Consider the following 24,877-nt stretch of genomic DNA (forward strand, 5'->3'; position numbering starts at 1 on the left):
GTTGAAAGTGTCCGGAGCACCATCAGCTTTCAGCAGTGAGGATTTCCCATGACTACCAACGAGTACCCCGTCGTCCTGAACAAGACCAGCTTCCAAGCCGGCAGCGCGGATGTAGTGGATTCCAACGTCAACGTCGTGAACCATATGTACCAGGAGCTCCTCAACAGCGACGAAATCGCCACCCCCGCACTCAACAGCTACTTTGTGGATTTCTATCTGACCCAGGCGTTGGCCGGCGGCTTTGCCCAGTACGTCTTCACCGCACCGGAGCGCGAAGAAGTGGATGCCTACATCCGCGCAGGCCTTGAGGGCCTGGGAGCCACCCGGCACCTGGACCTCTTCAACCGCACCGCCGCCGCGTTTGACGCACTGAGCGAAGACGAAGCAGAGGCCTACCTCGACGGCGACCTGGACGAGTCCGAAACTCCGCCTGCGGCTGTTGTTACCTTGGACGAGCTCGACGGCGAGTTCGAGGCTTTGCTGGAAGAAGAGGACATCATCGAACTCAACGCTGCGTACCTCCGGGGCCAGTCCGAACTGCTGGTACTTTCAGATGAAGAAATCGAAGCGCACATCGCCGAGCGCGTCGCGCTGATCCCGGACCTCGCCGAGCGCCAAGCCGAAGCCGACGAAGAGGCCCTGGCCAACGCTCCCGAGTTCGAGGTCATCATCCGCGAACTGTGCGATGTAGCCGGCTATGCCTTGGAAAAGATCACCATGGGCGATCCCAACTATGAGCACGACGGCGTGAAGGCCCTCGCCTGGCACTTCTCCACTGACCACGGCGACTACATCATGGTTGAAGACGACGACGAGGCCTTCATGATCCACCCGGAGACCAAGGAAATCATCGCGGCTGTGGAGTTCGAAGAGTCTGGGGAATTCGCGGACGCGTAAGTCTTCTCTGCCGAGATCGCCGGAACGCTGCGGAATCGCCGTAGCGTTCGGGCGATCTCGACGCGTTTCCGGCGATTTGGGTGGCACGCGTGAGTAGACTCGACCGGTGCGTGCGTATTGGGAACTGGCCAAGTCATCATTCCGCCGCCATTCCACCTACCGTACGGCCGCCGTCGCCGGCGCTTTTACCAACTCGGTGTTCGGGCTCATCCGGGCATCGCTTCTGCTGAGCGCCATCACGACGGCGGGCGGCGCCATCGGGGGATACTCGGCAATGGAGGCCGCCACTTATGTGTGGTTGGGCCAGGCTCTCCTGGCGCCTTTGGGGCTCTTCGGCAACGCTGAGTTGGCTGGTCGCGTGAAGTCGGGGGACATCGCCGTCGATCTTTCCCGGTCCGTCAACCTGACCGCTTCCTATTGGGCGCAAGACCTGGGCCGTGCCGCCTTCGACGTGCTGCCGCGCGGGTTGCCGCCACTCATGGTCGGAGCCCTGGTAACCGGCCTGGCGATGCCGGGAACTCCCGAACCTTACCTGCTGGGATTCGTGTCCATCCTGGCTGCCGTATCCCTGAACTTTCTGGGCTTCTTCGCCATCAACCTGCTGTCCTTCTGGGTGCTCGAAATCCGGGGGTTCTGGATGCTGTACATGGTGGTGATGAACCTGTTGTCCGGGTTCCTGGTCCCGGTGACGTGGTTCCCTGGATGGCTGCTCGATTTTGCCCGGGCCACGCCGTTCCCGTCGATGCTCCAAACCCCGGTGGACATTCTCGCGGGAAGGACCGACGGCGGCGAGAGCCTTGCGTTGGTTGGCGTTCAATTTCTGTGGCTGGCCGTGCTGCTGGTCATTGTGCAGGTGATGCTCCGCTTCGGTTCGCGGCGGTTGGTGGTGCAGGGTGGCTAGTCCCCGCGTTACCCGGGACCCGCACGCCCGGGTCACCAACCTGGTCCTCCTCAAACTCCTGGTCTCTGCCCGGCTGCGCTCACAACTCGCATACCGCGGCAGCTTCCTCTCCGACGTCGCCGGCCAGGTCCTCTTGGGGGTGACCGAGTTCGTGGAGCTTTACGCGATCGTCCACAACGTCTCCACGTTTGGTGGTATGACCCTGGCCCAGACACTGGTGGTGTTCGGGCTCGCGTCCGTTGCCTTCGCCCTCGGTGACCTGCTGATGGGGGAGACCGACTCCATGTCCGAGACCATCCGGTCAGGGAAACTGGAGGTGCTGCTGGTGAGGCCCCTCCCTGTATTGCTTCAGCTCGCAACGTCCGACTTCCAGTTGCGGCGGGTGGGCCGATTGCTGTTCGGAGCGGCAGCCCTGGTGGTGGCGCTGCTTCTCGCCGACATCCAATGGGACCCCGCGAAAATCCTGCTGGCCACCATCACGCCGCTCGCGGGAGCTGCCATCTTCTGTGCCCTGTTCCTCGGTGCTGGAGCAATGCAGTTCTGGATTCTGGACGGCAGGCAATTTGCCAACGCCTTTACCTACGGCGGCCGCTACGTTGCCTCGATGCCCGGAGCGGCGCTGTTCTTCCCGATCCAGATATTCTTCACGTTCGTCATACCCGCAACGTTGGTGGCCTATGCCCCCAGCCTGGTCATCCTCGACCTCGATGGCCCCGCTGGGATCCCGGCCTGGACGGGCTGGCTCGGGCTGCCGGCCGCCGTCGTCCTCAGCGGACTCATGCTGCTCCTCTGGCGGGCGGCTATCAAAAAGTACACCGGCGCAGGAGGCTGACATGCCCATCATCGAAGTGGAAAATCTAAGCCGGGAATTCCAGGTCATGGAATCTGCCGGTCGCTTCCGGCGGCGGAGGAAGGCCGTACACGCGGTCCGTGGCATCGACTTTACGGTGGAGCCGGGGGAAGCGGTCGGGTACATAGGAGCCAACGGCGCGGGCAAGTCCACCACCATCAAGATGCTGACAGGCGTCCTGGTGCCAAGTTCGGGGCGCGTGACCGTCTGCGGGTTCAACCCGGTGCCGCAGCGCAAAGCGCTGGCCCGGAAGATCGGCGTCGTGTTCGGGCAGCGCTCGCAGCTGTGGTGGGATCTGCCCCTGCAGGACTCGTACCCGATCCTCGGTGCCATGCATCGCATGTCAGAGGCGGACTGGAGGCCCAGGTTCCGTGAACTTGCCGATCAGATGGATTTGGGAGAGTTCCTTTCCACGCCGGTCAGGCAGCTTTCGCTGGGCCAGCGTATGCGGGGCGAAGTTGCGGCTGCCCTGCTGCATCGCCCGGAGCTGGTGATCCTGGACGAGCCGACCATTGGCTTGGACATGATCAGTAAGGAGAAACTTCGCCAGTTCCTGGACGCCGAGCGCCGCGAGAACGGCACCACGCTGCTGCTGACCACCCACGACATGAGCGACATCCAACGTTTGTGCCAACGCGTCTTGGTGGTCGACGACGGCGTCATCGCCTACGATGGTCCGCTCACGGGTTTGGCTGAGGTGGCCGGAGCCGTGCGCACCATGGTGGTGGACCTCGCCACCCCCGTGCACTCGGCTGCGCTCTTCTCACTACCCGACGGCGCGGTACACCAGAGCATTGAAGCCGACGGAATCAGGCACAGCGTTTCTTTCGATCCACGCATGCTCTCAGCGGCAACAGTTCTGGCAGCCATCTCAAGCGCAGCCGAGGTAGCAGATCTATCCCTTCACGAGCCGGATATCGAGCACCTGGTGCGGCAGCTCTACGGGAGCGCACGGCGGTAAGTTGTTGGGCGGGAGCGGGTGCTGCACCGGACCCGGTGAGTTCGCTGGAAACCTGCGTGCTCGCCCGGAACCTTTCGGCGATGCGGCAGGGTTCCCACGACCTCGGCGCGTTAGGTGGTCTTCGAGCGTCGGAGCTTAACCCAGCCCCAGATGATGCTTGCTTGCCAGCAGACAAGCAGACCGATCCAGATCCAGTCCAGACCGCGGCTTGTCGCATGGAGGACCATTGCGATGAGACCCAAGGTCCACGCCACCTCTTGTATGGCGAGGAATCCTATGTTCGGCGGATTCTTCGTGCTTGCCCGTTCTGTCATGTTTCTCTCCCCAATGAGTGGCTTGCAGGCTAGCTGTTCTGATCCAGCGCCTTGGCGAGGTACCCGAGCACCTCGTCGTCGACGTCGTCGATTTTCTTCAGCCGCACGCGGCGGTCGAAGAAGTCTCCCTCACGTACCTTCACCGCTTCGAGCCTGCCTTCGGCTGGTGCATCCAAGCGCAGGGCGATATCAACGGTGGTGTTGTTGGTCCGGGTAACTTGGGCGAACTTCCGCCGGGGGCTGTGAAGCGACACGTAGCCCTTGCGCATCTGGATCTCGACACCCTCGGTCTCGGCGGACCAGGCCAGCAAGGCATCCGCTATTGGGCGCAGCCGGGGATGGTTGACGTATTGGCCGTCGATGAGTTCGTCGGCGTCCCGGAGCATGAAGTCGGGGTAGCCGAACAGCTCCCACGAGACCGCGTACTGCGCGTAGCCTGTGATGCCGTGCTCGTCGCGCATCCAGTCGCGGAGCTCGCCGTCGTTCTTCAATCCTTGGCTGCGGCCCTGTTCAGCCCACCAAAGGACGTCGTGGCCGGACTTGCGGAGAAGCAACGCCTGGTTGCTGTCCACCATGGTCTGCCACGTCTTCGCTGCGGCCTTGAAATCAGAAGTCTCGCCCATGCCTCGATCGTAGCCGGGCCGTTTCCATTGCCGCCCCCCATGTCGCGGGAACCCTGCGAACGCGTGCGCAAACTTCCGGTGCATTCGCACCGTTTCCGCAGTCTCGGCATCCTGATTTCCACATAGCGGGGTAGCCCCCTTCAGCGACTCGAGGTGTTATCGCCATGCTGAACCGATGGATCCCATATCAACTGAAAACACGGTCAGGTCGGTCCGATCACTACCTCTGCGCGGGTACATGTGGAGAACAGACGAGCTACTCCGATTCGGTCTCAACAGTCGAAATATCAAGGCCCTGGTGGACTCCGGCGAACTGCTTCGCTTGAGATATGGCTGCTACATCCGGGCCAATAAGTGGAATGCCCTGGGTCCACGGAGGAAGGCCAAAGAGCGGATTGTGGCACACGCCCATGGGACGCTGACAACGTCCACAGGTGGTTTCGTCTATAGCCATTTGTCGGCGGCACGACTCCACGGCCTATTCGTGTGGGGTGTTGATGACAAGGTTCATGTCCTGCATGCTGCCCGGCCTTCCTCCGACCGGTGGGGCAAGGATGTTCGGGGACACACAGAAAGCTTCACTGAGGACGACGTGCTGGTGGTTCAGGGTCTGCGGGCGACCACCCTTGAGCGCACGATGTTTGACTGTGCCAGGATGCTTAGCTACCCGAAAGCGCTGGTGGTCATGGACCATGGTTTACGCCTCGGCGCCGACATCCGTGCACTTGCCGACCGGGCAGCAGTCTCCGCCGGAAAACGCGGTGTCCGCACGCTGCGCAAGGCCTTGGACAACGCGGATCCACGCTCTGAATCTGCGGGCGAAACGCTAACCCGGGAGTTGATTAAGAGGCTGCGTATCAAGCCCCCACAGCCACAATTCGAGGTACAGTCCCGCCTGGGTCGTCATCGCATGGATTTCGCTTGGGAAGAGGAAAAACTAGCTCTGGAGTTCGACGGAAGAACAAAATACTTCGACTTCAACCCAACAGATGAGGTCATTTACCAAGAGCGGCGACGAGAAAAGGCTCTCATAGAGGAGGGCTGGCGATTCATCAGAGTCGAGTGGAAGGACCTTTTTCAAGAACGCCTCTTCAAGGAGCGCATCCTTCGGGCGTTCAGGTGATGTCTCCTGAGCGCGAGTTCGCGGGAACCCTGCGCGCTCGCACGGAACCTTCCGGCGACGTGGCAGGCTTCCCGCGATCTCGCGTCCCGTCAGTAGCCCGAACCCGCAGCGCCTTTGATCATCTCCCCGGTAGGGCTCACCAAGTACCAGACGCCGCCCACGCCCTGGCCGGTGACGTCGCCGGGAGCTTTGTCCTTGGCGTAGTAGTACAGGGGCATGCCATTGAGCGTCACGTGCTTCTTGCCGTCCGGTGAAGCAATGGTTCCCACAGTTCCGGTGACTCCTTCAACAGCGGGGGTGTCCGACGTCGTGGTGAAAATAGGCCACGCGTCCAGGCAGGCCGCTGTGCAGGCGCTGGTTCCCGAGTCCTTGACGTCCTTTGTGAAGAAATAGAGGCTCATGCCTTTGCGGTCCACCACGATCTGCCCGGCGCTTGAGGCCGAAACCTTCATCTCAGCACCAGCTGCAGTGCTGGCTGCCGGAGCGCTGGAAGTCGGTGCTGCTGAGGAAGGTGCAGCGGGGGAGGTAGTGGCGGGTGGTGGTGCTGAAGTAGCGGTGGTTCCAGGACTTCCGCCACACCCGGCCAAGGCAGCGGCCAAAACCAACACACCGAATCCAAAAGTGAGTCGCTTCTTCATGTCTAGCTCCTTTGACGAGCCGGCCGGAAAGGACCGGCGCTAACCCCTACGACGCCAGTGGGGGAAGAATGGTTCAAGGGTCTGAACCTTTTCCATTCGCGCGTCGTCGTATAGGCGAAGGGGCAGCGGAATGAGGGAGGTGGCTATGCCGTTGGACGAAGACGTGGTGGCAGCGATCTACCGTGACCATGGCACGGCTCTGAAACGCTTCGTTCTCAGCTGCATGTCGGACACCCACCAAGCCGACGACGTCGTTCAGGAAACCATCCTCAAGGTATGGCAGCACGCCCCTCAGATCACGGGAAGCCTGCGCAGCTACCTCTTCCGGACGGCCCGCAACGTGATCATCGACAACTACAGGAAGGCGCAACGCCGCCCAGCCGAAGCCGGCGAGCAAGACCTCCCGGACCATCCTGCGACGGAGCGTGTTGATGAACTTCTGAACCGGGTCCTCATGGAGGAGGCGCTGCTCCGGCTCAGTCACGAACACCGCCAGGTTTTGGTGGCCCTCCACTACCAAAGGTTCACCGTCAACGAGGCCGCACTGCAGCTGAACATCCCGACGGGAACCGTGAAATCCCGGGCTTTCTACGCGGTGAAAGCCCTCCGAACGATCCTTGATGAAATGGGGGTGGAACGATGAATGGCAACTCCGTCCACCAGTTGCTGGGCGCCTACCTGCTGGGTGGGCTTGAGCCCGGGGAGGCGCGAACGTTCGAAGACCACCTCGCCCAGTGCGCTGAATGCCGCAACCAGTTGGAGGAACTGGCAAGCCTGCCTGCTTTGCTCGACGCCGTTCCGGCCGCCGACGCTGTGGCCCTCACTGTCGCTGGAAGCACCAACGCGCTCTCACCCTTGGAACCGATTCCTGCAACGCTTCCCGAGAAGGTTCTGGTGGACTTGTCGGTCCGAAGGCGGAAATCACGACGGCGGTGGGCGGCTTTGGTAGGCGCAGTTGCCGCTGCTTGCCTTGCCATTGGCGTCCTCGCCGGACCGTTACTGAATCAGCCGCCGAAACCGGACGCCAGCTATTCGGTTCAGTCAGGGGACGGGCTGCAGCTGACCGTGGGCATGGTGAAAAAGAACTGGGGCACTGAGCTCGAGGTGGAGGGCCGGTCCATGCCGCTTGAAGGGACCCTGTACTTGTGGGTGAAGGGCCGGGACGGCGCCGAAGAACGAACCTGCGGTTGGACAGCCACGCCAAGCGGACGGATCAAGATCACGGGTGCCACGCCTGTGCAGTTGGCTGGCATCGCTGGTGTTGAGCTTCGTGATGAGGGGCAGAAGACGGTGGCCTCGATTTCGGTGCCGTAAACCTTAGTGGTCCGTGACCTCGGTGCTTTGGGCGCGTAGTTCCGCCACTAGGGCCTGGTCTTCGCAGGCCCGGGCGAACGCCTCAATGCGGCGTTCAATCTCCCGGCCCAGGAGCCAGCTTCCGATCCTCTCGGCCAACGGCTTCACCAGGGCCGGGCGACACGAAAAGGTGTACTTCCAGACTGCCCGGGTGCCGCCGTCGTCCGGTGTGAACCGCCAGCCGCCGCCGAAGTTCTCAAAGAACCAAGGACCGGACACCATGGTCATACCCACATTCCGTGGAGGTGTGTAAGAGACGTACTCACTGACCATCTTCAAGCCCATCCGGGAGACGGTTCGGGTCCTGACGCCCTTGCCGGCCGATTTGGCCCCGTCCAGAAAGGCTTGGGCCGAGATGAACGGATCCCATTTGAGCCTGAACTCACCGGTGGTCTGGGAAAGGGCGAACGCGGTCTCGGGATCCAGCCGGATCAGCCGCTCGGCGCGTACCTGCGGCATCAGGACCCCTGCCCGGAACCCAGCACCAGGAACACCATGAAGGCAACTCCAAAGACGTTGACTGCCATGATCGCCAGTCCGATGATTCCTGTGATGCGGCCCGCGTTCATCCGGCCGGCGCGGAACACGGCGATCAACCCACTCACCACGGCAACCAGAGCCAGAAGGACCGCCACGCCCGCCAGGATCAGTGCGCCGAACCACCAAGCGTCGTTGCCTTGGTTGTAGCGGCTTATTGATGAAGCAATGGCTGCAATGCCCAACGGAATGCTCACAATGGCCGCGACCGGGGAGAGGACAGCGGCGACAATGCTCGTGATTCCGGCACCCAGGCCCCGTGTGCCGGAACGTCGTGGTTGCTGGTAGTAGCCGAGCGGTGGCTGATAGCTCATGGTTCCCCCAAAGTCCGTTGGCTAACGCTTGCGGTACGTGAGGTCAAAGATCATGCGCCCGGCTTCGTGGGCTTTGTTCTCAAAGCTTGTCCGGATCCGGCCATCGAACCGGGGAGCCCAGCCGCCTTCTTCATCAACGCCCTCGTTCGGGCCTGTGTGCTCGGTGCTTACTGGCGCGCGGCCTTCCCTGACTGGCGCTCCGCCCACAACAGACTCGACGCCGGACTGCCACACTTGCGTCAGCGGGCTCTCCTCGCCGCTGCGCTCGCCTTCGTGCATGTTCTCGAACTCTGTGGACCCTGCCAGCACTTCGCGGACGTGGACCGCGTAGTTGGACCAGTCAGTGGCGATGCGCCAGTAGCCACCCTTGACGAGTGCCTTGGCAGCCACCGAAGCGAAGGCAGGCTGGATGAGCCGGCGCTTGTGGTGCCGTGCTTTGTGCCACGGATCCGGGAAGAACACCCAAAGCTCGCTGACGGACCCCTCCGGGAGCATCGACTCAAGGACCTCAGGGGCGTTGGCTTCCACCACGCGCACGTTGGTCAGCCCGCGGCTGTTGATCTTGATGATGGTGTTGGCCAATCCCGGGGTGTAGACCTCCACCGCGAGGAAGTCCTTGTCCGGGTTCTGTTCGGCCGCATGAACCACGGCGTCACCCAAACCCGAACCGATCTCTACGATCAGGGGTGCCTTGCGTCCGAACACTGCCTCGGCGTCGAAGGTGTAGTCCGGGTGGACGGAGGTGTTGGCCACGTGGCGTGGCACCTGAATGGCCCAGCGCTCGGCATGCTCTTCCCAGGCGGCCTGCCGGCGCCCCTGCAGGCGGGTGCCGCGGCGCACGAAACTGACCGGTCGGCCACCATACGTGCCGAAGGAGGCCTGGCTGCCGGGCGTGACTGGGCGCGGGGAATCTGGGGTTTCACTCATCCTTTCCAGAATACTTGGGTTCGGCGGAGTCGTTCGGCTGTGCCTTGCCAAGAGTGCACCAGGCGTGCCCATAGGTCTTAAGTAATGAAGAACTCCCGGGCGAAAAGGGCGGCCATACCCAGTACTTCGATTCCTGCAATGCAAAGCCCGAAGGCGCCAAACATCCAAGCGATGGTGCGCTGGCCATCCGCGTCGCGGTGTTTGGCCAGCTTGAGACACCTCAGACCACTAATCACTGCCACGGTCCAGCAGGTGGCTGTGGGGACCGTGAGAATGGTCTGCGACGCGGCTGCGTAAGACGGAAACTCAGCGCCAAACGCGAAAAGCATTCCCACAGGGAAGACGATCATAAAGACAATCGGCGCCCCTATGGCGAGTGCCAAGCTCCAGAGGCCTGCTCGCAGGCCAGGAGGCTGCGCAGGCTGAGGTCTGGACGATGCCACTGTGCTGGGCGTTGACGAGTCAGGGGATGGTTCGGAGGTTTGGTTCATGCCCTCAACGTTATGGATCGCGATTCGGCGTCGGCAGGGGAAACCTCGCGTATGTGGATAACTGCACGGGAGGTCGTTGAAGGGTCACATCCTGCCCAACAAACCCGGATCAGGAGCGACTGACAGAATAGGACGGGTGACCTCCTCCAAGATGCCCGGCTACCCAGAGAAATCCGTCCTGCCCGAGATTGCGGCCGATGCCGAGATCGATGACGAACCAGCAGCTGACCCTACGCAGCTCCGCGGCAAGCGGGGCCTCGTCTTCTTGGGCATCTGCCTGGTCCTGATTGGACTGAATCTCCGGACGGTCTTTTCAAGCTTCTCCGCGGTCCTGCCGGAAATAACGTCCGACGCCGGCCTCCCGGGCTGGTCGTTGGTGGTCCTCACCACCGTGCCGGTCACCTTGCTTGGCCTCTTCGCCCCGCTTGCGCCCATCCTCGCCCGCAGGTTCGGTGCCGAACGGGTGCTCCTCGGAGCCATGGCGGTCCTCACAGCGGGTTTGCTGCTCAGGCCGGTGGAGATCCCGGGAGCCGGGCACTTGCCCGCGCTCCTCGCCGGAACCGCCGCTTGCGGTGCTGCAATCGCCTTATGCAATGTCCTTCTTCCCGGCGTGGTCAAAAGGGACTTCCCGCACCGCCTGGGCCTGATGGGCGGCCTCTACACCACTGCAATCTGCGCGTCGGCGGCACTCGGAGCGGGCTTCACCTATCCGGTTTTTGCGGCAACCGGCCACTGGACTTCGGCGCTGTGGTTCTGGGCGGTGCCTGCCGCCGTCGTACTTTTGCTCTTCCTGCCGCTGGCAATCCGGCAACCCTCCGTGAAGCACCAGGCAGTCCACGGCGGCGTGAACGTGTGGCGGTCCGCCGTGGCGTGGCAGGTGACGATGTTCATGGTGCTGCAGGCCATGATGTCGTTCAGCGTGTTCGCGTGGATGGCGCCCATCCTGCGCGACCGGGGGGTCGACGGCGGAACGGCCGGGCTGATCGTGTCGGTGTCGATCGTGCTGCAGATGCTCGGATCCCTGTTTGCTCCTGCGCTGGCCACACGGTTCAAGGATCAGCGGATCATCAATATGGTGGTGGCGCTGATGACCGGCGGCGGTTTCGCGCTCACCATCTTTGGGCCCACCGAACTCATCTGGGTATGGACCGGGCTAAACGGGCTGGGCCAGGGATCGTTGACCGCCGTGGCCCTCACTATGATTATGGTCCGCACGCGCGACGCCCGCACGGCCGCGCACCTGTCCGGAATGATGCAGGGCGTCGGCTACGGAGTGGGTTCGCTGGGCACGTTGATGGTCGGCCAACTCCATCAGGCAACGGGCGGATTCGCAGCGGCCGGAATCCTTTTCCTGGTGGTCGGGTCCCTGGCGGCTTTCTTCGGATACCGGGCCGGCCGCGACCGCTTCGTTTAACGTTGCGAGGCCCACTCTGCATCCCAAAAACCCAGGGAAGAGCGCAGAGCGGGCCTCGCAACGAAAGCCGGAGTAGCTAGACGGTCAGGTCCTTGCCCTTCGTCTCCGGGATGGAGAAGGCGAAAGCGATGCCCACCAGCAGCAGGATTACCGCGTACACGTTGAACAGCTGGGCCTGCCCGATGCTGCCGAGCCAGGTCTGCAGGTACGGAGCCGTGCCACCGAACGCCGCGACGCAGATGGAGTACGGAACTCCGACGCCGATGGTGCGGATATGCGTGGGGAACAGTTCGGCATACACCGCTGGGACGATCGCAGCGCTGCCCGCGATGAAGAACAGCATCACGGACATGGACACTGCCAGCTGCCACGGGGAGTCCTTGAGCAGCCACGTCATGGGGAAGTGCAGCAGTGCGGCGCCGGCAGCCGAAGCGATGATCACAGGTTTGCGGCCAATGCGGTCCGACAGTTTGCCCCAGAACGGCAGGGCTGCGATGAACACCACGTTGGCGACCACACCTGCCCAGAGAGCTTCTCCGCGGTCCATCTTCAAGGAGGTTGCTGCGTAGCTCGGAGCCACCACGCCCCAGATGTAGTAAACGACGGTCAAGCCAACGGTCAGGCCGATAACCTGCAGCGCCTGCTTGCGGTACTTCACGATCTGCGGCCAGATGGGCAGGCGCTTCTCGTTGGGAGCCTCAGCTTCGAAAGCTTCGGTTTCCTTCATCTTGGCCCGCATGAACAGGGCATAGACACCCAAAGCACCACCAATCAGGAACGGGATGCGCCAACCCCAAGCGCTCATGTCGTCCTTGCTGAGGGTTGCGGTGAGGATGGCCCCCAGCAGCGTGCCGGCCAGGATCCCGGCGGTTCCGGAGGTGTAGATGAGGGTGGCCCAGAAGCCGCGGTGTTCCTTGGGTGCCATCTCGGACAAGTACGTTTGCGACGACGGCAGCTCGCCACCGTGGGCGAGGCCCTGGATGAGCCGGGCGATCAACAGCATCACGGAGGCGAAGGCGCCAACGGCAGCGAAGGTCGGTGCGATACCGATGAGGAGGCTGCCCACCGCACCCAGTGCCACTGCCACGGTCATGGACGTTTTGCGGCCGATTCGGTCACCGATCCAGCCGAACACGAACCCGCCGAACGGCCGGGCAACGAACCCGACGGCGAAGATCGCCAAGGTGGACAGCACGGCTGACGTCGGGTCGGCTTGGCTGAACAGGGCACTTGCGATGAACGGCGAGAACGTGGCGTAGATTGCCCAGTCGTACCATTCAACGGCGTTGCCGATGCCGGTGCCAACCAGCGTGCGCATGTGGGATTTGTGGACCTTGACGTCGGGGGACGTTCCTACGGTGGCGGTCATGTGGTTCTCCAAGGTGGGGCGGGCTGGGAGTGGGTTTATTTGCCGGCGAGGGCGGCGATACGGGACACGGCGAGTTCGGCATAGAGCGCGGCACCGTCGGTGAGCACGCCGTCGTCGAACATTGCGTAAGGCGAGTGGTTGAACGGCGACGTCGTGTGGTCGGCGCCGGGGGCAACGGCACTGAGTCCCACGAAGGTGCCTGGGACTTCAGCGAGGACCCGGGAGAAGTCCTCGGAACCGCCCAGGGGAGTGGCCATCCGGGTGTGCCGGGACTCGCCGAACATTCCGGCGATGACCTTCTCCGCAGTAGTGGTCTCATCCTCATCATTGATGGTGAGGGGGTATTCCTCTTGGTAATGCACATCCGCCTCCAAACCGTGGGCTGCGGCGATGCCATGGAGCAGCCTGGGTACTGCTTCCATCATCTTCCGCCGGGACTCTTCGGAGAAGGTCCGGATGGTGGCTTCGATCCGGGCGGTCTCGGGGATGACGTTCCGCTTGGTTCCTGCGTGCAGGACGCCAACTGTGAGGACCACGGGATCGAACATGTTGAACTGGCGCGTGACCATGACCTGAAGTGCGGTGACCATCTCAGCAGCTGCCGTGACGGGGTCTTTGGCGGAGTGGGGGGCAGAGCCGTGGCCCCCCGCGCCCAGTACCGTGACGACAAGTCCGTCGGAGGAACTGAGCATGACGCCCGGTTTGGTGACGAACTGGCCATGCGGTTCAAGTGAGGAGAACACATGCATTCCGTAGGCAGTGTCGGCGCGGCGGCCCGCTGCATCCAGGACGCCTTCCTTGATCATGTAGCTCGCGCCGTCGAAGCCCTCCTCGCCGGGCTGGAACATGAGGATGACGTCCCCTGCCAGCTGATCCCGGCGCTCGGCCAGGAGGGTGGCGGCGCCGGCCAGCATGGACGTGTGGAGGTCGTGACCGCAGGCGTGCATGGCGCCATCCACGCGGGAGGTGTAGTCCACACCGGTGGTCTCCTGCACAGGGAGGCCATCCATGTCGGCGCGCAGCAACACCACTGGCTTCTCAGCTGAAGCGTGGGCGGCACCGCCCCGCAGAACGGCGGTGACCGACGTCGTTTCCTGGCCCAAGGTGATCTCGTACGGAAGTCCGTCCAGCGCCTTGAGCACCTTTTCCTGGGTGCGGGGGAGCTGCAGCCCGATCTCCGGTTCGCGGTGGAGGTCGTGACGGAGGCGGACGATGTCCTCCTGCAGTTCCTTGGCATCAGCGGCGATAGTCATAAGTTCTCCTGGTCTTTCTCGGTGACGTGTTCCTTATGCCATTCTGTGGTGATGTGATTCACATGCGCCTAAACAACTGTAAATATGCATTTGTGCTCAACTTTCGGCAGAAATCATGCACCCTTCTGGAAGAATGGGCTCATGGAGCTCAGCGAAGAAGACTTGCGCCTGGTCAACGCCCTGCAGATTTCACCGCGGATCAGCTGGTCCGACGCCGGAGAGGTCTTGGGCGTCCACGCCACCACGCTGGCATCCCGATGGGAGCGCCTTAGGGGAGCCGGCGCAGCATGGACCACCGCCCACCTCATGGGTGATCCGAAGGACATGTGCTTGGCCATGGTGGACATCGACTGCGAAATGCACCTCAGGCCGGACGTCACCTCCGCTGTCGCCCAGCTTCCCGAGGTCATCACCGTGGAAGAGGCTGCCAGTAACCGCGACCTCACGCTCACCGTGATCACGCAGGACCTGGGACAGTTCAGCACCGAAGTGCTGCCGAAACTCAAGGAAATCCGCGGGCTCACCAAGTACCACACAGCCCTCTGCACCCGTATTCACACCAGCGGATATGCGTGGCGGCTCAACGTCCTCAGCAAAGCGGAGCAGCAGGCACTCCGGGCGTTGGCCGGACCTGAATCTGCGAACCCGTCAGCCCACGACGCGATGGTGCTCCCGCTCCCCGAGAGCCATCTGGCGATCATCCCGTTCCTCGCCCGGGACGGACGCGCCACAGCGGCGGAAATCGCCAGAGCCCTGGGGCGCAACCCCGCCACGGTCCAGCGGCAACTGGGCCGGGTCCTGAGTAGTCGGATGTTGTCCTTCCGCTGCGAAATCGCCCAACAATTCTCCGGCTTCCCCATCACGGTTCAATGGTTCGCGAACGTTCCCGCAGGTGAGCACGAAGCCGCAGCCACAGAGTTGCGGGCCATCAGGAACGTCCGCTTCTCCGCATCCACCACGGGCCGCACCAACTTCACCATGATCATGTGGCTGCGCTCGCTGGCTGACGTCATGGAAATGGAGCTCACCATCCAGCAGCGGATCCCGGGAATCGAACTCGTGGAGAGCGTGGTCATGCTGAACACGGCCAAACGCGTGGGGTGGATGCTGAACCCGGACTCGACCGCCACAGGAAAAGTGGTGCCGCCCTACGGAGAGCTGCTGCCAGCCGGTATTTAGGCGTGCTTGGTAGCCCTCAAGACTGTGTCCAAGGTTGTGCCCGACTCGCCGTTCGGTCCCGAGGCAGGACGTGACCGGTCTGTGAGGACGTTGACGAACCACGGCTCCCGATCCAGCCGCAAAGCGCCTGCCAGCTGCTCCGGCGTGAAGAACATTCCGGTCTCGTGGTGATGGCTCCATGAGGGGAGACCGTGCGGGTGATGCCCCACTACCAGCAACGTTCCGCCGGGTGCCACGGCCGCCGCCGCTGATGCCACGGAATCCCGCCACGGCAGGAGCGGCGAGTGCAGAAACTGGGCCGAGACCAGATCGAAGACCGGCTCAGGCTCCCACTCTGTGAGGTCCTGTTGCTGCCAGGTGATCCTGTTGTCCACACCGCTTTCTGCTGCATGCGCGGCTGCCCGTTCAAGCGCGACGGCGGACACGTCCATTGCGGTGACGGTCCAGCCTTGTGTTGCGAGCCAGATGGCGTCAGCGCCTTCACCGCAGCCTAGGTCCAGCGCCTTGCCCGGCTTTAGCTCCTTGGCTTCTGCGACCAGCTGCGGATTCGGGTTTCCGCTCCACACCTTGGGGCGCTCGCGGTACATGCCGTCCCACATGTCCACGGCATTGTCGGCGTCCTCGTGGAGGTTCAATCCGCTCTGCTGAGCACCTTCATGGGTGTGCTGACCGTGGTGGTGAGTGCCGGCGTCGTGCGTGTGTTCAGTCATAACCCAAGCGTGCCGTGACGCTGCGTTGAAAGGCAATGCCTGTTGCTATTCCGGCAAAGTCCAGCGCTGGGCACCGGCACCCGATGCTCCAAGTTCGTCTGACGGGTTCTGCAACGTGCAGGATTTCAGGCTTAGGCAGCCGCAGCCGATGCACCCGTCGAGGTCGTTGCGCAGATGCTGCAAAGCCGCGATCCGTTCGTCCAGCTCCTTGCGCCAGCGCAGGGACAGTTTGGACCAGTCGCGCTTGGTGGGTGTCCGACCGTCAGGCAAAGAGTCCAGCGCCTCGCGGATGTCCTTCAGAGGTAGGCCCACCCGCTGGGACGTCTTGATGAAGGCGACCCGCCGGAGTGTGTCCCTCCGGTATCGCCGCTGGTTACCGGCTGTTCGCTCCGCTTCGATGAGCCCGTTGCGTTCGTAAAAGTGAAGGGCCGACGCCGACACTCCACTCCGCTCGGACAGCTCACCGATAGTGAGGGGCCGGTGGGTTTCGACTGGCGGCATGAGTGCTTTCGGTGGCCGGAGCGGTGGATTGACCTCAACATTAGTTGAGGTTCTAGGCTGACGTCCATGACCTCTGACACCTCAACGGCCGGGATACTGCGCCGCCCATACCTCCTTGCCACCGTGGGAGCTTGCGCACTCGTGTTCCTGAGCGCGTTCGAGTCCCTTGCGGTGACCACCATCATGCCGCTCGTCAGTCGCGACCTGGACGGAGCCAGCCTCTACGCCCTGGCCTTCGCTGGACCACTGGCTACGGGCGTGATGGGCATGGTGGCCGCGGGGAACTGGTCAGATCGTCGGGGTCCGGCTGCGCCGCTGTACTCCTCCGTGGCCTTGTTCGTGGCTGGCCTGCTGATCGCCGGAATGGCCGGAACCATGGAAATGCTGGTGCTGGGAAGGCTGGTCCAAGGTCTCGGTGGTGGCGCGATGACCGTGGCCCTCTACGTACTGGTGGCCCGCGTATACCCGCCGGCACTGCACCCCAAGATCTTTGCCGCATTCGCCGCATCCTGGGTGGTTCCTTCCTTGGTGGGTCCCTTCGCCGCAGGCGTCGTTGCCCAGCTGAGCAGCTGGCACTGGGTGTTCCTCGGCGTTGTGGGGCTGGTTGTTCCGGCATTGCTGATGGTGGTGCCAGCTGTGCGGGGGATGAATTCCGAACCCGCTGCAGAGCCTGTTCCCTGGGCCTTCGGTCGCATGGGATGGGCTGCGCTCGCGGCCGTTGCCGTCCTGGGGCTGAACCTGTCCGCAGAGGTACCGGGCGTGGGCGGGGTGATTGCCGTCGTCGCGCTTGTCATTGCTTTGGTGGCGGTACGCCCATTGGTTCCCCGCGGGACCCTCACTGCCCGGCGGGGGCTGCCCAGTGTCATCCTGGTCCGCGGCTTGGCGTCGGCTGCGTTCTTCGGCGCCGAAGTGTACTTGCCGTATTTGCTGACTGAGCGGTACGCGTTCACGCCCACGTTCGCGGGACTCACTCTGACCGGTGCTGCCCTGGCGTGGGCCGGGGCGTCGGCCATCCAAGGGCGGCTCGGTGACCGCTTGGCTGACGAACGCGCCGTGAAGATCGGAGCTTCCCTGGTGCTGATCGCCGTGATCTCGACGCTCGTGACGGCCGCCCTGGCGCTGCCCGCCGCCGTGGCAATCGTTGGTTGGATCCTGGCCGGTGGCGGCATGGGGCTCATGTACCCGCGGCTCTCCGTGATGACGTTGGCGCTGTCCACTGAGGAAAACCAAGGCTTCAACAGCGCGGCCATGTCCATCTCCGATTCCCTCGGTGGCGCGCTGTCACTCGCAGCCACCGGACTTGTGTTCGCTGCATTTACTGCCAGCCCCTTCGCTGCGGTCTTTGCACTGACGGCCGTGATCGCCGTCGTCGGCGTCGTCATTGCGCCGAGGGTCGCGGCGCGCATTGCGCCACCCGAATCCTCGAGCGCTGAACCCGAGCTCACGCACCACTCCTGACCCGTTGTGAGGCCTGCTCTGCAGGGTATTGCCGCGCGGAAGGGTGCAGATCGGGCCCCGCAACGCGAGGGTGTGAGTTGTGAGGCCTGCCCTGCAGGGTATTGCCGCGCGGAAGGGTGCAAAGCGGGCCTAGCAACGAGGGCCTGACCTGACCCGATGCGGGCCCGCAGGAGAAACACTGCTAAGCTAGGAACACTTGATGTGCGGTGACGCCCTGAAGCAGGTGGCCTGAAAGGCTACGCGGCGGGGCATTTTTCATGTGAGAGGCACATCCTGCGTCGATGAACGCGTTCTATTTGGTCCCGGCCACCGCTGTTGAAGCGAACCGGTAGACCACCTGACTTTTCCTCGGCGAACCCCTGGCCCAACCGGCGTCGGGGGCCGATGTCCGCAACTGGACACCGCCCGAAAGACATGAAGTTTATGACTACTTTTGCTGCCCTTGGCACGCCCAAGCCCATTGCTGAATCCCTCGCCGCAGATGGCATCGAAGAGGCATTCCCCATCCAGGTGAAGACCCTCCCGGACACGCTTGCAGGCCGCGATGTCCTGGGCCGTGGCCGCACCGGCTCCGGTAAGACCATTGCTTTCGCTATCCCGCTTGTGGCCCGCTTGGCCGAGCGCGAGGCAAAGCACTTCCGCAAGCCGGGCCGCCCCATGGGCCTCGTCCTTGCACCGACGCGTGAACTGGCAACCCAGATCAACGCCACCATCGAGCCGTTGGCCAAGGCAATGGGCCTGAACACCACGGTCATCTACGGCGGCATCTCCCAGGCACGCCAGGAAAAGGCGCTGCGCGCCGGCGTCGACATCGTCATCGCCTGCCCGGGCCGCCTCGAAGACCTGATCCGCCAGCGCATCCTGACCCTCGAAGCCGTTGAGGTCACCGTGCTGGACGAGGCAGACCACATGGCAGACCTCGGCTTCCTCCCGGTGGTCAAGAAGCTCATGGACATGACCCCCACCCAGGGTCAGCGCCTGCTCTTCTCCGCGACGCTGGACAACGGTGTTGACAAGCTGGTCAACCGTTACCTGTCCAACCCGCTGACGCACTCCGTGGACGACCCCCAGGCCGCTGTCACCACCATGGAACACCACGTCCTGGTGGTCAACGACCAGACCGTCAAGAAGCAGCTCATCGTTGAACTGGCCTCAGGCGCCGGCCGCCGGGTCCTCTTCATGCGGACCAAGCACCACGCCCGCAAGCTTGCCAAGACCCTCACCGACGCCGGCATCCCCGCCGTCGACCTTCACGGCAACCTGTCGCAGAACGCCCGCGACCGCAACCTTGCAGAGTTCTCCAACGGTGACGTCCGCGTCCTGGTGGCCACCGACGTCGCAGCCCGTGGCGTGCACGTGGACGACGTTGAACTCGTCATCCACGTGGACCCGCCCACAGAGCACAAGGCCTACCTGCACCGCTCAGGCCGTACCGCCCGCGCCGGTTCCGATGGCACCGTTGTCACCCTGACGCTCCCCGAGCAGCAGAGCGACGTCAAGAAGCTCATGAAGGCTGCCGGCGTTGACGTTAGCTTCGAGCGCGTCACGGCCAGCTCACCCTTGGTTTCAAAGCTCGTGGGCGACATCGCGGACAAGGTTGATCCCCGCACCCGTGCGGCCCTCCTCGCTGCGAAAACCCAGCAGGGTGGCGGCACGTCCACCGGCGCCAATGCCCAGCGCAAGCGCGCACGCCGTTCCACGCAGGCTGCTCCCACCGCTGGTGGCCGCGGCGGTCGCAATGGACGCGGAAAGGTTGCGGCTGAGCCGGTTCGTACGGACACCAACCGTGCGGATCGCCGTGCAGCAATGAACGACGACGTCGCCCGCAGCCCCCGCGGTCGCGGCAAGTCGGGTGCCACTCACCGCAACGACGTTCCCGGTGCGCAGGGCCAGAACGGCCGCAGCGGCCGTCCGGCTACAGGCCAGCGCTCAGCTTCGGCTCCGCGCACGGCATCCACCACGAGTACCCGTACCGGCGGGAACAAGGCCGTTTGGTCTTCCGCGACGGGCGCTACGTCCGGCGGATCCTACGGTTCGGGTGCTTCCGGCAACTCCGGTCGCGGTGGCTCCGGCGCAGGCCGCCCGGCACGCAGCGGCCCGCGTCGCGCATCGGCACCCGCGTCGAACGAGCGTCGCGGCCGCTAGGTCTCGCGTTGTGAGGCCCGCTCTGCACCCTATTCCTTAGGTTTAGCGTGCAGAGCAGGCCCCGCAAGTCACCAGCCTCGGGCGCGCCACTCCTCAAGGTGTGGCCGCTCGGCGCCGAGGGTCGTGGGCAATCCATGGCCCGGGTGCACCAGGGTTTCGTCCGGATAAGCGTCGAACAGTCGCTCCGACACGTCGTTCAACAGAGAAGTGAAACGTGAAGGATCGTTCTGTGTGTTGCCGACGCCTCCCGGAAACAACGAGTCTCCACTGAAAATGTGGGCCGGCCCGTCCGGATCCTGGTACACGAAAGCGATCGAGCCCGGGGTGTGTCCACGCAGGTGGACTGCCGTGACCTCGAAGCCATCGAACTGCTCCACGTCGCCGTGACCGAGCCGGACGTCCACCGGAACCGGCAACGCATCGGCGTCGTCCGTTCCTGCTGACGTGCTTGCGCCGGTGACGGCGACCAACTCCGGCAGCGCCCGGACGTGGTCCCAGTGCTGGTGGGTGGTGGCAATCCTGGCCAGTTTGGTCGGGACCGAGGAATCAGCTGCACCGTCGTGGAGAAGCTGCTGAATGGCCGGAAGGTTATCGGCGGCGTCGATCAACAACTGCGCACCCGTGGACTTTGAGGTCAACAGGTACACATTGTTGTTCATCTCGCTGACGGAGATGCTGCGGATGGTGACGTCGCGCAAAGAGTGAATTAGCGAATCCATGCGATCAGCCTACGGGGTCGGCTTCGCGGCCCTGTGACACCCAGTTGGGGTCGGCGGAGCGTGAACCCACGACGGCGGCTGCAGCTTGGTCGAGCTTCTCAAGTTGTGCTGTTCCCAGTTGCAGGGACAGTGCCCCCAGGTTCTCGTCGATCCGGTGCGGTTTGCGCGTGCCGGGGATGGGGACCACAGAAATCCCGAGGCGCTGACCTTGGGTGAACAGCCAAGCCAGGGCTACTTGGGCCGGAGTTGCATCCAGCCCGCTGGCTACCTCGCGGACCGCCGCCACTACGGCCTGGTTCGCATCAAGTGCCTCATCGCCAAAACGGGGAATCTTATGGCGGAAGTCATTTTCCCCAAGGTCGCTCGCGCTGACGGTTCCCGTGAGGAACCCGCGGCCAAGCGGCGAATACGGCACGAATCCAACGCCAAGTTCCTTGGCGGCAGGAACAACGTTGAGCTCTACATCCCTGCTCCAGATTGACCATTCACTCTGGACCGCGGCAATGGGATGGACGGCGTTGGCCTGCCTGAGCTCCTCGGCTGTCACTTCGGACAGTCCGAGGTGCCGGACCTTGCCCTCTCGGACCAGCTCCGCCATGGCCTCCACGGTTTCCACTATCGGAACGCGGAGGTCACGGCGGTGCATGTAGTAGAGGTCAATAACGTCAGTGCCCAGCCGGCGGAGGCTCGCTTCCGCCGCTTGCCTGATGTAGGGCGCATCCCCGCGGACTCCCGTGTACCCGTCCGCGGGGTTGCCCTCAATTCCAAACTTTGTGGCTACTTGGATTTCTCCGCGGCGCTCCTTCAAGAGCCTGCCCACGAGTTCCTCGTTGCTGCCCGCGCCGTATACATCTGCGGTGTCGATGAAGGTGATGCCCGCGTCCACCGCATGTCTCAGCGTTTGCAACCCTTCTTCGGGCTCGATTCCGCCGTAGACCGGGGTGAGGGCCATTCCGCCGAAGCCGAGTGGGCTGACCTTGAGGCCGTTGCCGAGTTGAACTGCAGTCATGAACTTCTCCAATGCGCGTTGGTGTTCCAGAGTGCCCTTTGATGGCATGAACTCCACGGACGCTAAGGGTATTCCTGCAGGGCCCGACTCCTGCGCTTACCCTTGCCCTGCGGACCTCCTTGCCCGGCCATTTCGGGGGTTCCCTGCTAGAAGTGCCGGGCGCGCGGCACGTTTCGCAGGGAACCATCGAAATGGAGGGCCGGGGCAGGAGGGCTAGGGCAAGAGAGGGCATGCGGCAGCGGGCGCGCGGCCACGCGGGCATGCAGGGGAAGGAACGAGCGGGGGAGTGCTTGCTACTCGGCCTTGGCTACAGCTTTCTCGGCAGGCAACGCCTTCAGGCCGGCAGCACAGCCCACGATTCCCGCGATGAACAGGAGCTTCAACGGACTCGCGGATTCCACACCCGTGATCATGGCCCAACCAACGGTCAGCGCAGCTCCGATACCCACCCACACTGCGTAGGCAGTGCCGAGGGGGATTCGTTTTACTGCGATACCCAGGCCGAGCATGCTCAGCACAGCAGTGATGGCAAAAACCACAGTGGGCATGAGTTGCGTAAAGCCGTTGGACAAGCCCAGAGCTGTGGCCCACACGGCTTCGAGCAGCGCTGAAGCCAAGAGGATGACCCAGAAGATTCCGTTGTTCTTGCTATTCGTCGTCATGGCTATGCCACCACCTTCAGGCCGACCACACATGCGCCGATGCCGGCCAGCAGAAGGAGCCGGGCCGTCGTCGCACGTTCAACTTTGGTGACCATCGCGTACGTTGCCGTCAGCACGACGCCGACGCCAACCCACACTGCGTAGGCCGTGCCCGTAGGAATGGATTGCATCGCGATGGCGAGCCCACCCATGCTGGCGATGACAGACACCAGGAACACAACGGTGGGGACGGGCTTGCGGAAGCCCTTGGAACGGTGAAGCGCTGCGGCCCAGACGGCTTCGAGTGCTCCGGAAAGAATGAGAATTAACCACGACATGACATTTCCTTTGGCCAGTCTTGTCGCGTGCCGGGTACTGAACCGTCGTCCGGAGGTTCCAGAGGGGAACCTTCATTTCAGGCTAGCAACTCCCTCGCGGGGTGGCCACTTCTGGTGGTTAACGTCACCAGCTCAGGCGTGCACGGGCTCCACATGGTCAATGGAGATCACTGCAATAAATCCGCGACCCGAGATTTCCGGGCTGCGGGTATCCGAACCGACCACGGCGTCGTAGCGCGACAACTCCACAGGTTCGCCGGTGCTGGGTGCTGCTTCGCTGGTTGCCGCTTCGCCGCCGTCGGACTCTTTCTCCACAACCGCACCGGGCGCAACCGTTGCTTTACCCTCAAGCAGGATGGCCAGCTGGCCCTCGAAGACCGGGTGCGCGCGTTTCTTGGAGATCTCAACGATGGACGTGTAGCCCTTGAAAGCGCCGGTGCGTGCGATGACGTTCAAATCGCGAATGTCGCCGGTGGGAAGAGCGGCCGATGACGCTGCCTCACCGGAGAACCTGAACGGACGGTACTTCTCCAAGGGGTGCTCCGCGCCGTCCACAGTGAGGAGGAGCAGCTCGCCGTCGATGATGGTGATGACGCGCTCCATCCCGGGGAACGTGGAGAACTCGCCCGCTTTGGAAACGTCCGCGATGCTGACGCGCCAATCCCAGGCGCCATCCTGCGCCGAGGCCGCCTTCGGGTGGCTGGCGAGTTCGCGCGTCACCCCGCCCCCGTTGCGCCACGGTTCGGGATGGATGTCGGCAAAGCGGATAATCTCCATCCGACCAGCCTAGTGGTGGACACCGCTTCTGCGCTGGCAATGCGGCTTGCTAACGTCATATGTGGAAAACGTTGAGACTACGCCTGGAGGCGCGGGTATGTTCGTCAAAGTGTGTGGCTTGAGCACGCCGGAATCCGTGCGTGAAGCGGTGGACGCCGGTGCTGACGCGGTCGGTTTCGTGCTCACCTCCAGCCCCCGCCAAGTCAGCCCGGATCAGGTGCGAATTTTGCTGCCGCTGGTGCCGGAGGGAGTTCACGCCGTGGGCGTTTTCCGGCACGAGGATGCCGCTGATGCTGTGGCTACTGCACGCGCCGCCGGGCTCGAATGGGTGCAGCTGCACGGTCACCGGACTGCCGAGGACGTCACAACAGTGCACGACGCCGGGATGCGGCTCATCCGCGCCGTCACCATGGGTGCCTCCCAGGACGAGTTCGCGGACATGGGCGAAGAAATTTTCCTGATCGATGCAGCAATACCGGGCTCGGGGGAGGCTTGGGACTACGCCTCCGTGCGGGCGAAGGGGCTCGACGGCCGGGAATGGCTGCTCGCAGGAGGACTGGAACCCGGCAACGTGGCCTTCGCTGCAACTGCCGCAGGTGCTTGGGGCGTGGACGTGTCCTCGGGCGTCGAGGCATCCCGCGGGGTGAAGGACCTGGCCAAGATCCGCGCCTTCGTCCAAGCCGCCAAAGCCGCTGGCCTCTAGGACGCTCTCTCACTTCCCTCGGGTTTGGCGTGGACGCTCTCTCACTTCCCTCGGGTTTGGCGTGGACGCGCTCTCACTTCCCTCGGTCTAACCGGTGATGACGTGAGAGAGCGATTGCTTCAAGCCCCGATTTAGTGAGAGAGCGATTGCTTCAAGCCCCGATTTAGTGAGAGAGCGTCTGACTGTCACTGGCACCCCTTAGACTCACTCCCAAGAGCGCGATTCACCTCGAAACCACGGAAGCCAGGAGCTAAGCAATGAGCACGGAACAGTACACCCTGACCATGAGCCGCGAATTCGATGCTCCCCGCGAGAAGGTTTTCGAGGCTTGGATGGAGCCGGACAAGCTAACCCGGTGGTTCGGCCCTGCGGAAGTGGACGCTCCTCGCGAGCAGATCATCGTCGAGCCTCGGGTTGGTGGCATCTGGCAGGTAGTTATGGTGTGGTCGGATGAGAACGGCGAGCAATCTGCCCCGATCGAAGCCACTATCTCCGAGCTGAACAGCCCGGCTCTTTTGGTGGCACAGGCCAAAGCCGCCCCGGACGCTGACCACGAGTACGAGGAAATGCACCTTGAATTCGAGGACCTCAACGGCCGTACCCGGATGAATCTCAAACAGGGTCCGTTTGCTTCCGAAGAGTGGGTGGAAATGACTCGCGACGGCTGGGGCACCTCCTTCGACAAGCTGGATGCGCTCCTGGCTGGTTGAGTCGCTGAGCTGGGCCTGCTGG

At 63.3% G+C, this 24,877-nt stretch carries 29 protein-coding genes and 1 riboswitch; of the genes, 13 read left to right on the forward strand and 16 right to left on the reverse strand.

The genetic code is table 11. The annotated features are described in order from the left end of the window. Positions 1–48 precede the first annotated feature (48 nt). The 4 genes from J3A64_RS21625 to J3A64_RS21640 all read left to right on the forward strand — a co-directional run bounded on the left by J3A64_RS21625 (position 49) and on the right by J3A64_RS21640 (position 3,609). Positions 49–897, forward strand: coding sequence for a hypothetical protein (locus J3A64_RS21625; protein ID WP_210065814.1), 849 nt, complete (start codon positions 49–51; stop codon positions 895–897). Between the two features lie 106 nt (positions 898–1,003). After that, positions 1,004–1,798, forward strand: a complete 795-nt coding sequence (locus J3A64_RS21630) for an ABC-2 family transporter protein (protein ID WP_210065816.1) — start codon at positions 1,004–1,006, stop codon at positions 1,796–1,798. Continuing rightward, positions 1,791–2,630 (forward strand): ABC transporter permease, encoded by an 840-nt coding sequence (locus J3A64_RS21635; protein ID WP_011776185.1) that lies wholly within the window; start codon positions 1,791–1,793, stop codon positions 2,628–2,630. The genes J3A64_RS21630 and J3A64_RS21635 overlap by 8 nt, the downstream gene beginning before the upstream one ends. 1 nt (position 2,631) lies before the next feature. Next, on the forward strand, positions 2,632–3,609 hold the full coding sequence (locus tag J3A64_RS21640; protein ID WP_210065818.1) for an ATP-binding cassette domain-containing protein: 978 nt from the start codon (positions 2,632–2,634) through the stop codon (positions 3,607–3,609). A 110-nt stretch (positions 3,610–3,719) separates the two neighbouring features. On the opposite strand, the gene J3A64_RS21645 is transcribed toward J3A64_RS21640, so the two are convergent. Further along, the gene (locus J3A64_RS21645) at positions 3,720–3,923 is read right to left on the reverse strand and encodes a hypothetical protein (protein ID WP_043470702.1); all 204 of its coding nucleotides are present in this window, start codon (positions 3,921–3,923) and stop codon (positions 3,720–3,722) included. A 29-nt stretch (positions 3,924–3,952) separates the two neighbouring features. After that, positions 3,953–4,546 carry a DUF5655 domain-containing protein gene (locus tag J3A64_RS21650; protein WP_286176434.1) on the reverse strand — a complete coding sequence of 198 codons (594 nt, stop codon included), beginning with the start codon at positions 4,544–4,546 and terminating at the stop codon, positions 3,953–3,955. A gap of 175 nt (positions 4,547–4,721) precedes the next feature. Here J3A64_RS21650 and J3A64_RS21655 point away from each other — a divergent pair, with 175 nt between their 5' ends. Continuing rightward, positions 4,722–5,669, forward strand: coding sequence for a type IV toxin-antitoxin system AbiEi family antitoxin domain-containing protein (locus tag J3A64_RS21655; protein ID WP_014922840.1), 948 nt, complete (start codon positions 4,722–4,724; stop codon positions 5,667–5,669). Between the two features lie 89 nt (positions 5,670–5,758). On the opposite strand, the gene J3A64_RS21660 is transcribed toward J3A64_RS21655, so the two are convergent. Beyond that, positions 5,759–6,307 carry a hypothetical protein gene (locus J3A64_RS21660; protein ID WP_210065820.1) on the reverse strand — a complete coding sequence of 183 codons (549 nt, stop codon included), beginning with the start codon at positions 6,305–6,307 and terminating at the stop codon, positions 5,759–5,761. Positions 6,308–6,452: 145 nt separating this feature from the next. On the opposite strand from J3A64_RS21660, the gene J3A64_RS21665 reads away from it, so the two are divergent. After that, on the forward strand, positions 6,453–6,950 hold the full coding sequence (locus J3A64_RS21665) for a sigma-70 family RNA polymerase sigma factor (protein WP_014922838.1): 498 nt from the start codon (positions 6,453–6,455) through the stop codon (positions 6,948–6,950). Then, positions 6,947–7,621 carry an anti-sigma factor gene (locus J3A64_RS21670; RefSeq protein WP_014922837.1) on the forward strand — a complete coding sequence of 225 codons (675 nt, stop codon included), beginning with the start codon at positions 6,947–6,949 and terminating at the stop codon, positions 7,619–7,621. Before J3A64_RS21665 ends, J3A64_RS21670 begins: the two co-directional genes overlap by 4 nt. 3 nt (positions 7,622–7,624) lie before the next feature. On the opposite strand, the gene J3A64_RS21675 is transcribed toward J3A64_RS21670, so the two are convergent. From J3A64_RS21675 to J3A64_RS21690, 4 genes are all read right to left on the reverse strand, one after another. Next, positions 7,625–8,119, reverse strand: a complete 495-nt coding sequence (locus J3A64_RS21675; protein WP_011776178.1) for a type II toxin-antitoxin system RatA family toxin — start codon at positions 8,117–8,119, stop codon at positions 7,625–7,627. Then, positions 8,119–8,511, reverse strand: coding sequence for a hypothetical protein (locus tag J3A64_RS21680; protein ID WP_210065822.1), 393 nt, complete (start codon positions 8,509–8,511; stop codon positions 8,119–8,121). Before J3A64_RS21680 ends, J3A64_RS21675 begins: the two co-directional genes overlap by 1 nt. 21 nt (positions 8,512–8,532) lie before the next feature. Further along, complete coding sequence (gene trmB / locus J3A64_RS21685; RefSeq protein ID WP_043470699.1) at positions 8,533–9,438, reverse strand: tRNA (guanosine(46)-N7)-methyltransferase TrmB; 906 nt, start codon at positions 9,436–9,438, stop codon at positions 8,533–8,535. A 77-nt stretch (positions 9,439–9,515) separates the two neighbouring features. Further along, positions 9,516–9,929, reverse strand: coding sequence for a hypothetical protein (locus J3A64_RS21690; protein WP_210065824.1), 414 nt, complete (start codon positions 9,927–9,929; stop codon positions 9,516–9,518). A gap of 151 nt (positions 9,930–10,080) precedes the next feature. On the opposite strand from J3A64_RS21690, the gene J3A64_RS21695 reads away from it, so the two are divergent. After that, positions 10,081–11,343, forward strand: a complete 1,263-nt coding sequence (locus J3A64_RS21695; protein ID WP_286363942.1) for an MFS transporter — start codon at positions 10,081–10,083, stop codon at positions 11,341–11,343. Between the two features lie 76 nt (positions 11,344–11,419). Here the strand turns inward: J3A64_RS21695 and J3A64_RS21700 are convergent, their stop codons facing one another. Both J3A64_RS21700 and J3A64_RS21705 read right to left on the reverse strand, forming a co-directional pair. Continuing rightward, a complete protein-coding gene (locus J3A64_RS21700) occupies positions 11,420–12,712 on the reverse strand; it encodes an MFS transporter (protein WP_011776173.1) in 1,293 nt (430 codons plus the stop codon). Positions 12,713–12,747: 35 nt separating this feature from the next. Next, complete coding sequence (locus J3A64_RS21705) at positions 12,748–13,965, reverse strand: M20 family metallopeptidase (protein WP_014922831.1); 1,218 nt, start codon at positions 13,963–13,965, stop codon at positions 12,748–12,750. Between the two features lie 141 nt (positions 13,966–14,106). Between J3A64_RS21705 and J3A64_RS21710 the strand changes: the two genes are divergently transcribed. Then, positions 14,107–15,144 (forward strand): Lrp/AsnC family transcriptional regulator, encoded by a 1,038-nt coding sequence (locus tag J3A64_RS21710; RefSeq protein WP_286176435.1) that lies wholly within the window; start codon positions 14,107–14,109, stop codon positions 15,142–15,144. On the opposite strand, the gene J3A64_RS21715 is transcribed toward J3A64_RS21710, so the two are convergent. Next, positions 15,141–15,854: a cyclopropane-fatty-acyl-phospholipid synthase family protein gene (locus J3A64_RS21715; protein ID WP_374100554.1), complete on the reverse strand. Its 714-nt coding sequence runs from the start codon at positions 15,852–15,854 to the stop codon at positions 15,141–15,143. The genes J3A64_RS21710 and J3A64_RS21715 overlap by 4 nt on opposite strands. A gap of 45 nt (positions 15,855–15,899) precedes the next feature. Continuing rightward, entirely contained in the window at positions 15,900–16,355 is a 456-nt protein-coding gene (gene soxR / locus J3A64_RS21720; protein WP_043471511.1) for a redox-sensitive transcriptional activator SoxR, read from the reverse strand. A gap of 66 nt (positions 16,356–16,421) precedes the next feature. On the opposite strand from soxR, the gene J3A64_RS21725 reads away from it, so the two are divergent. Continuing rightward, positions 16,422–17,813, forward strand: a complete 1,392-nt coding sequence (locus J3A64_RS21725) for an MFS transporter (protein ID WP_210065829.1) — start codon at positions 16,422–16,424, stop codon at positions 17,811–17,813. A gap of 423 nt (positions 17,814–18,236) precedes the next feature. Then, complete coding sequence (locus J3A64_RS21730) at positions 18,237–19,958, forward strand: DEAD/DEAH box helicase (RefSeq protein WP_210065831.1); 1,722 nt, start codon at positions 18,237–18,239, stop codon at positions 19,956–19,958. Positions 19,959–20,026: 68 nt separating this feature from the next. Here the strand turns inward: J3A64_RS21730 and J3A64_RS21735 are convergent, their stop codons facing one another. The 5 genes from J3A64_RS21735 to J3A64_RS21755 all read right to left on the reverse strand — a co-directional run bounded on the left by J3A64_RS21735 (position 20,027) and on the right by J3A64_RS21755 (position 23,442). Continuing rightward, on the reverse strand, positions 20,027–20,677 hold the full coding sequence (locus J3A64_RS21735) for an MBL fold metallo-hydrolase (RefSeq protein WP_210065834.1): 651 nt from the start codon (positions 20,675–20,677) through the stop codon (positions 20,027–20,029). Between the two features lie 4 nt (positions 20,678–20,681). Next, complete coding sequence (locus tag J3A64_RS21740; protein ID WP_210065836.1) at positions 20,682–21,686, reverse strand: aldo/keto reductase; 1,005 nt, start codon at positions 21,684–21,686, stop codon at positions 20,682–20,684. A 293-nt stretch (positions 21,687–21,979) separates the two neighbouring features. Then, positions 21,980–22,348, reverse strand: a complete 369-nt coding sequence (locus J3A64_RS21745) for a multidrug efflux SMR transporter (RefSeq protein WP_286176436.1) — start codon at positions 22,346–22,348, stop codon at positions 21,980–21,982. A 2-nt stretch (positions 22,349–22,350) separates the two neighbouring features. Then, positions 22,351–22,665, reverse strand: a complete 315-nt coding sequence (locus tag J3A64_RS21750; RefSeq protein ID WP_011776163.1) for a multidrug efflux SMR transporter — start codon at positions 22,663–22,665, stop codon at positions 22,351–22,353. Between the two features lie 9 nt (positions 22,666–22,674). Continuing rightward, positions 22,675–22,740, reverse strand: a riboswitch (guanidine-III (ykkC-III) riboswitch). 57 nt (positions 22,741–22,797) lie between these two features. Beyond that, positions 22,798–23,442 carry a HutD family protein gene (locus tag J3A64_RS21755; RefSeq protein ID WP_210065838.1) on the reverse strand — a complete coding sequence of 215 codons (645 nt, stop codon included), beginning with the start codon at positions 23,440–23,442 and terminating at the stop codon, positions 22,798–22,800. Between the two features lie 97 nt (positions 23,443–23,539). Between J3A64_RS21755 and J3A64_RS21760 the strand changes: the two genes are divergently transcribed. Continuing rightward, on the forward strand, positions 23,540–24,145 hold the full coding sequence (locus J3A64_RS21760; protein ID WP_014922822.1) for a phosphoribosylanthranilate isomerase: 606 nt from the start codon (positions 23,540–23,542) through the stop codon (positions 24,143–24,145). Positions 24,146–24,402: 257 nt separating this feature from the next. Further along, entirely contained in the window at positions 24,403–24,855 is a 453-nt protein-coding gene (locus J3A64_RS21765) for an SRPBCC domain-containing protein (RefSeq protein ID WP_011776160.1), read from the forward strand. The last annotated feature ends 22 nt before the right edge of the window (positions 24,856–24,877 follow it).

The sequence above is a fragment of the Pseudarthrobacter sp. PvP004 genome (genome assembly GCF_017876035.1).
Taxonomy (GTDB): Bacteria; Actinomycetota; Actinomycetes; order Actinomycetales; family Micrococcaceae; genus Arthrobacter; species Arthrobacter aurescens_A.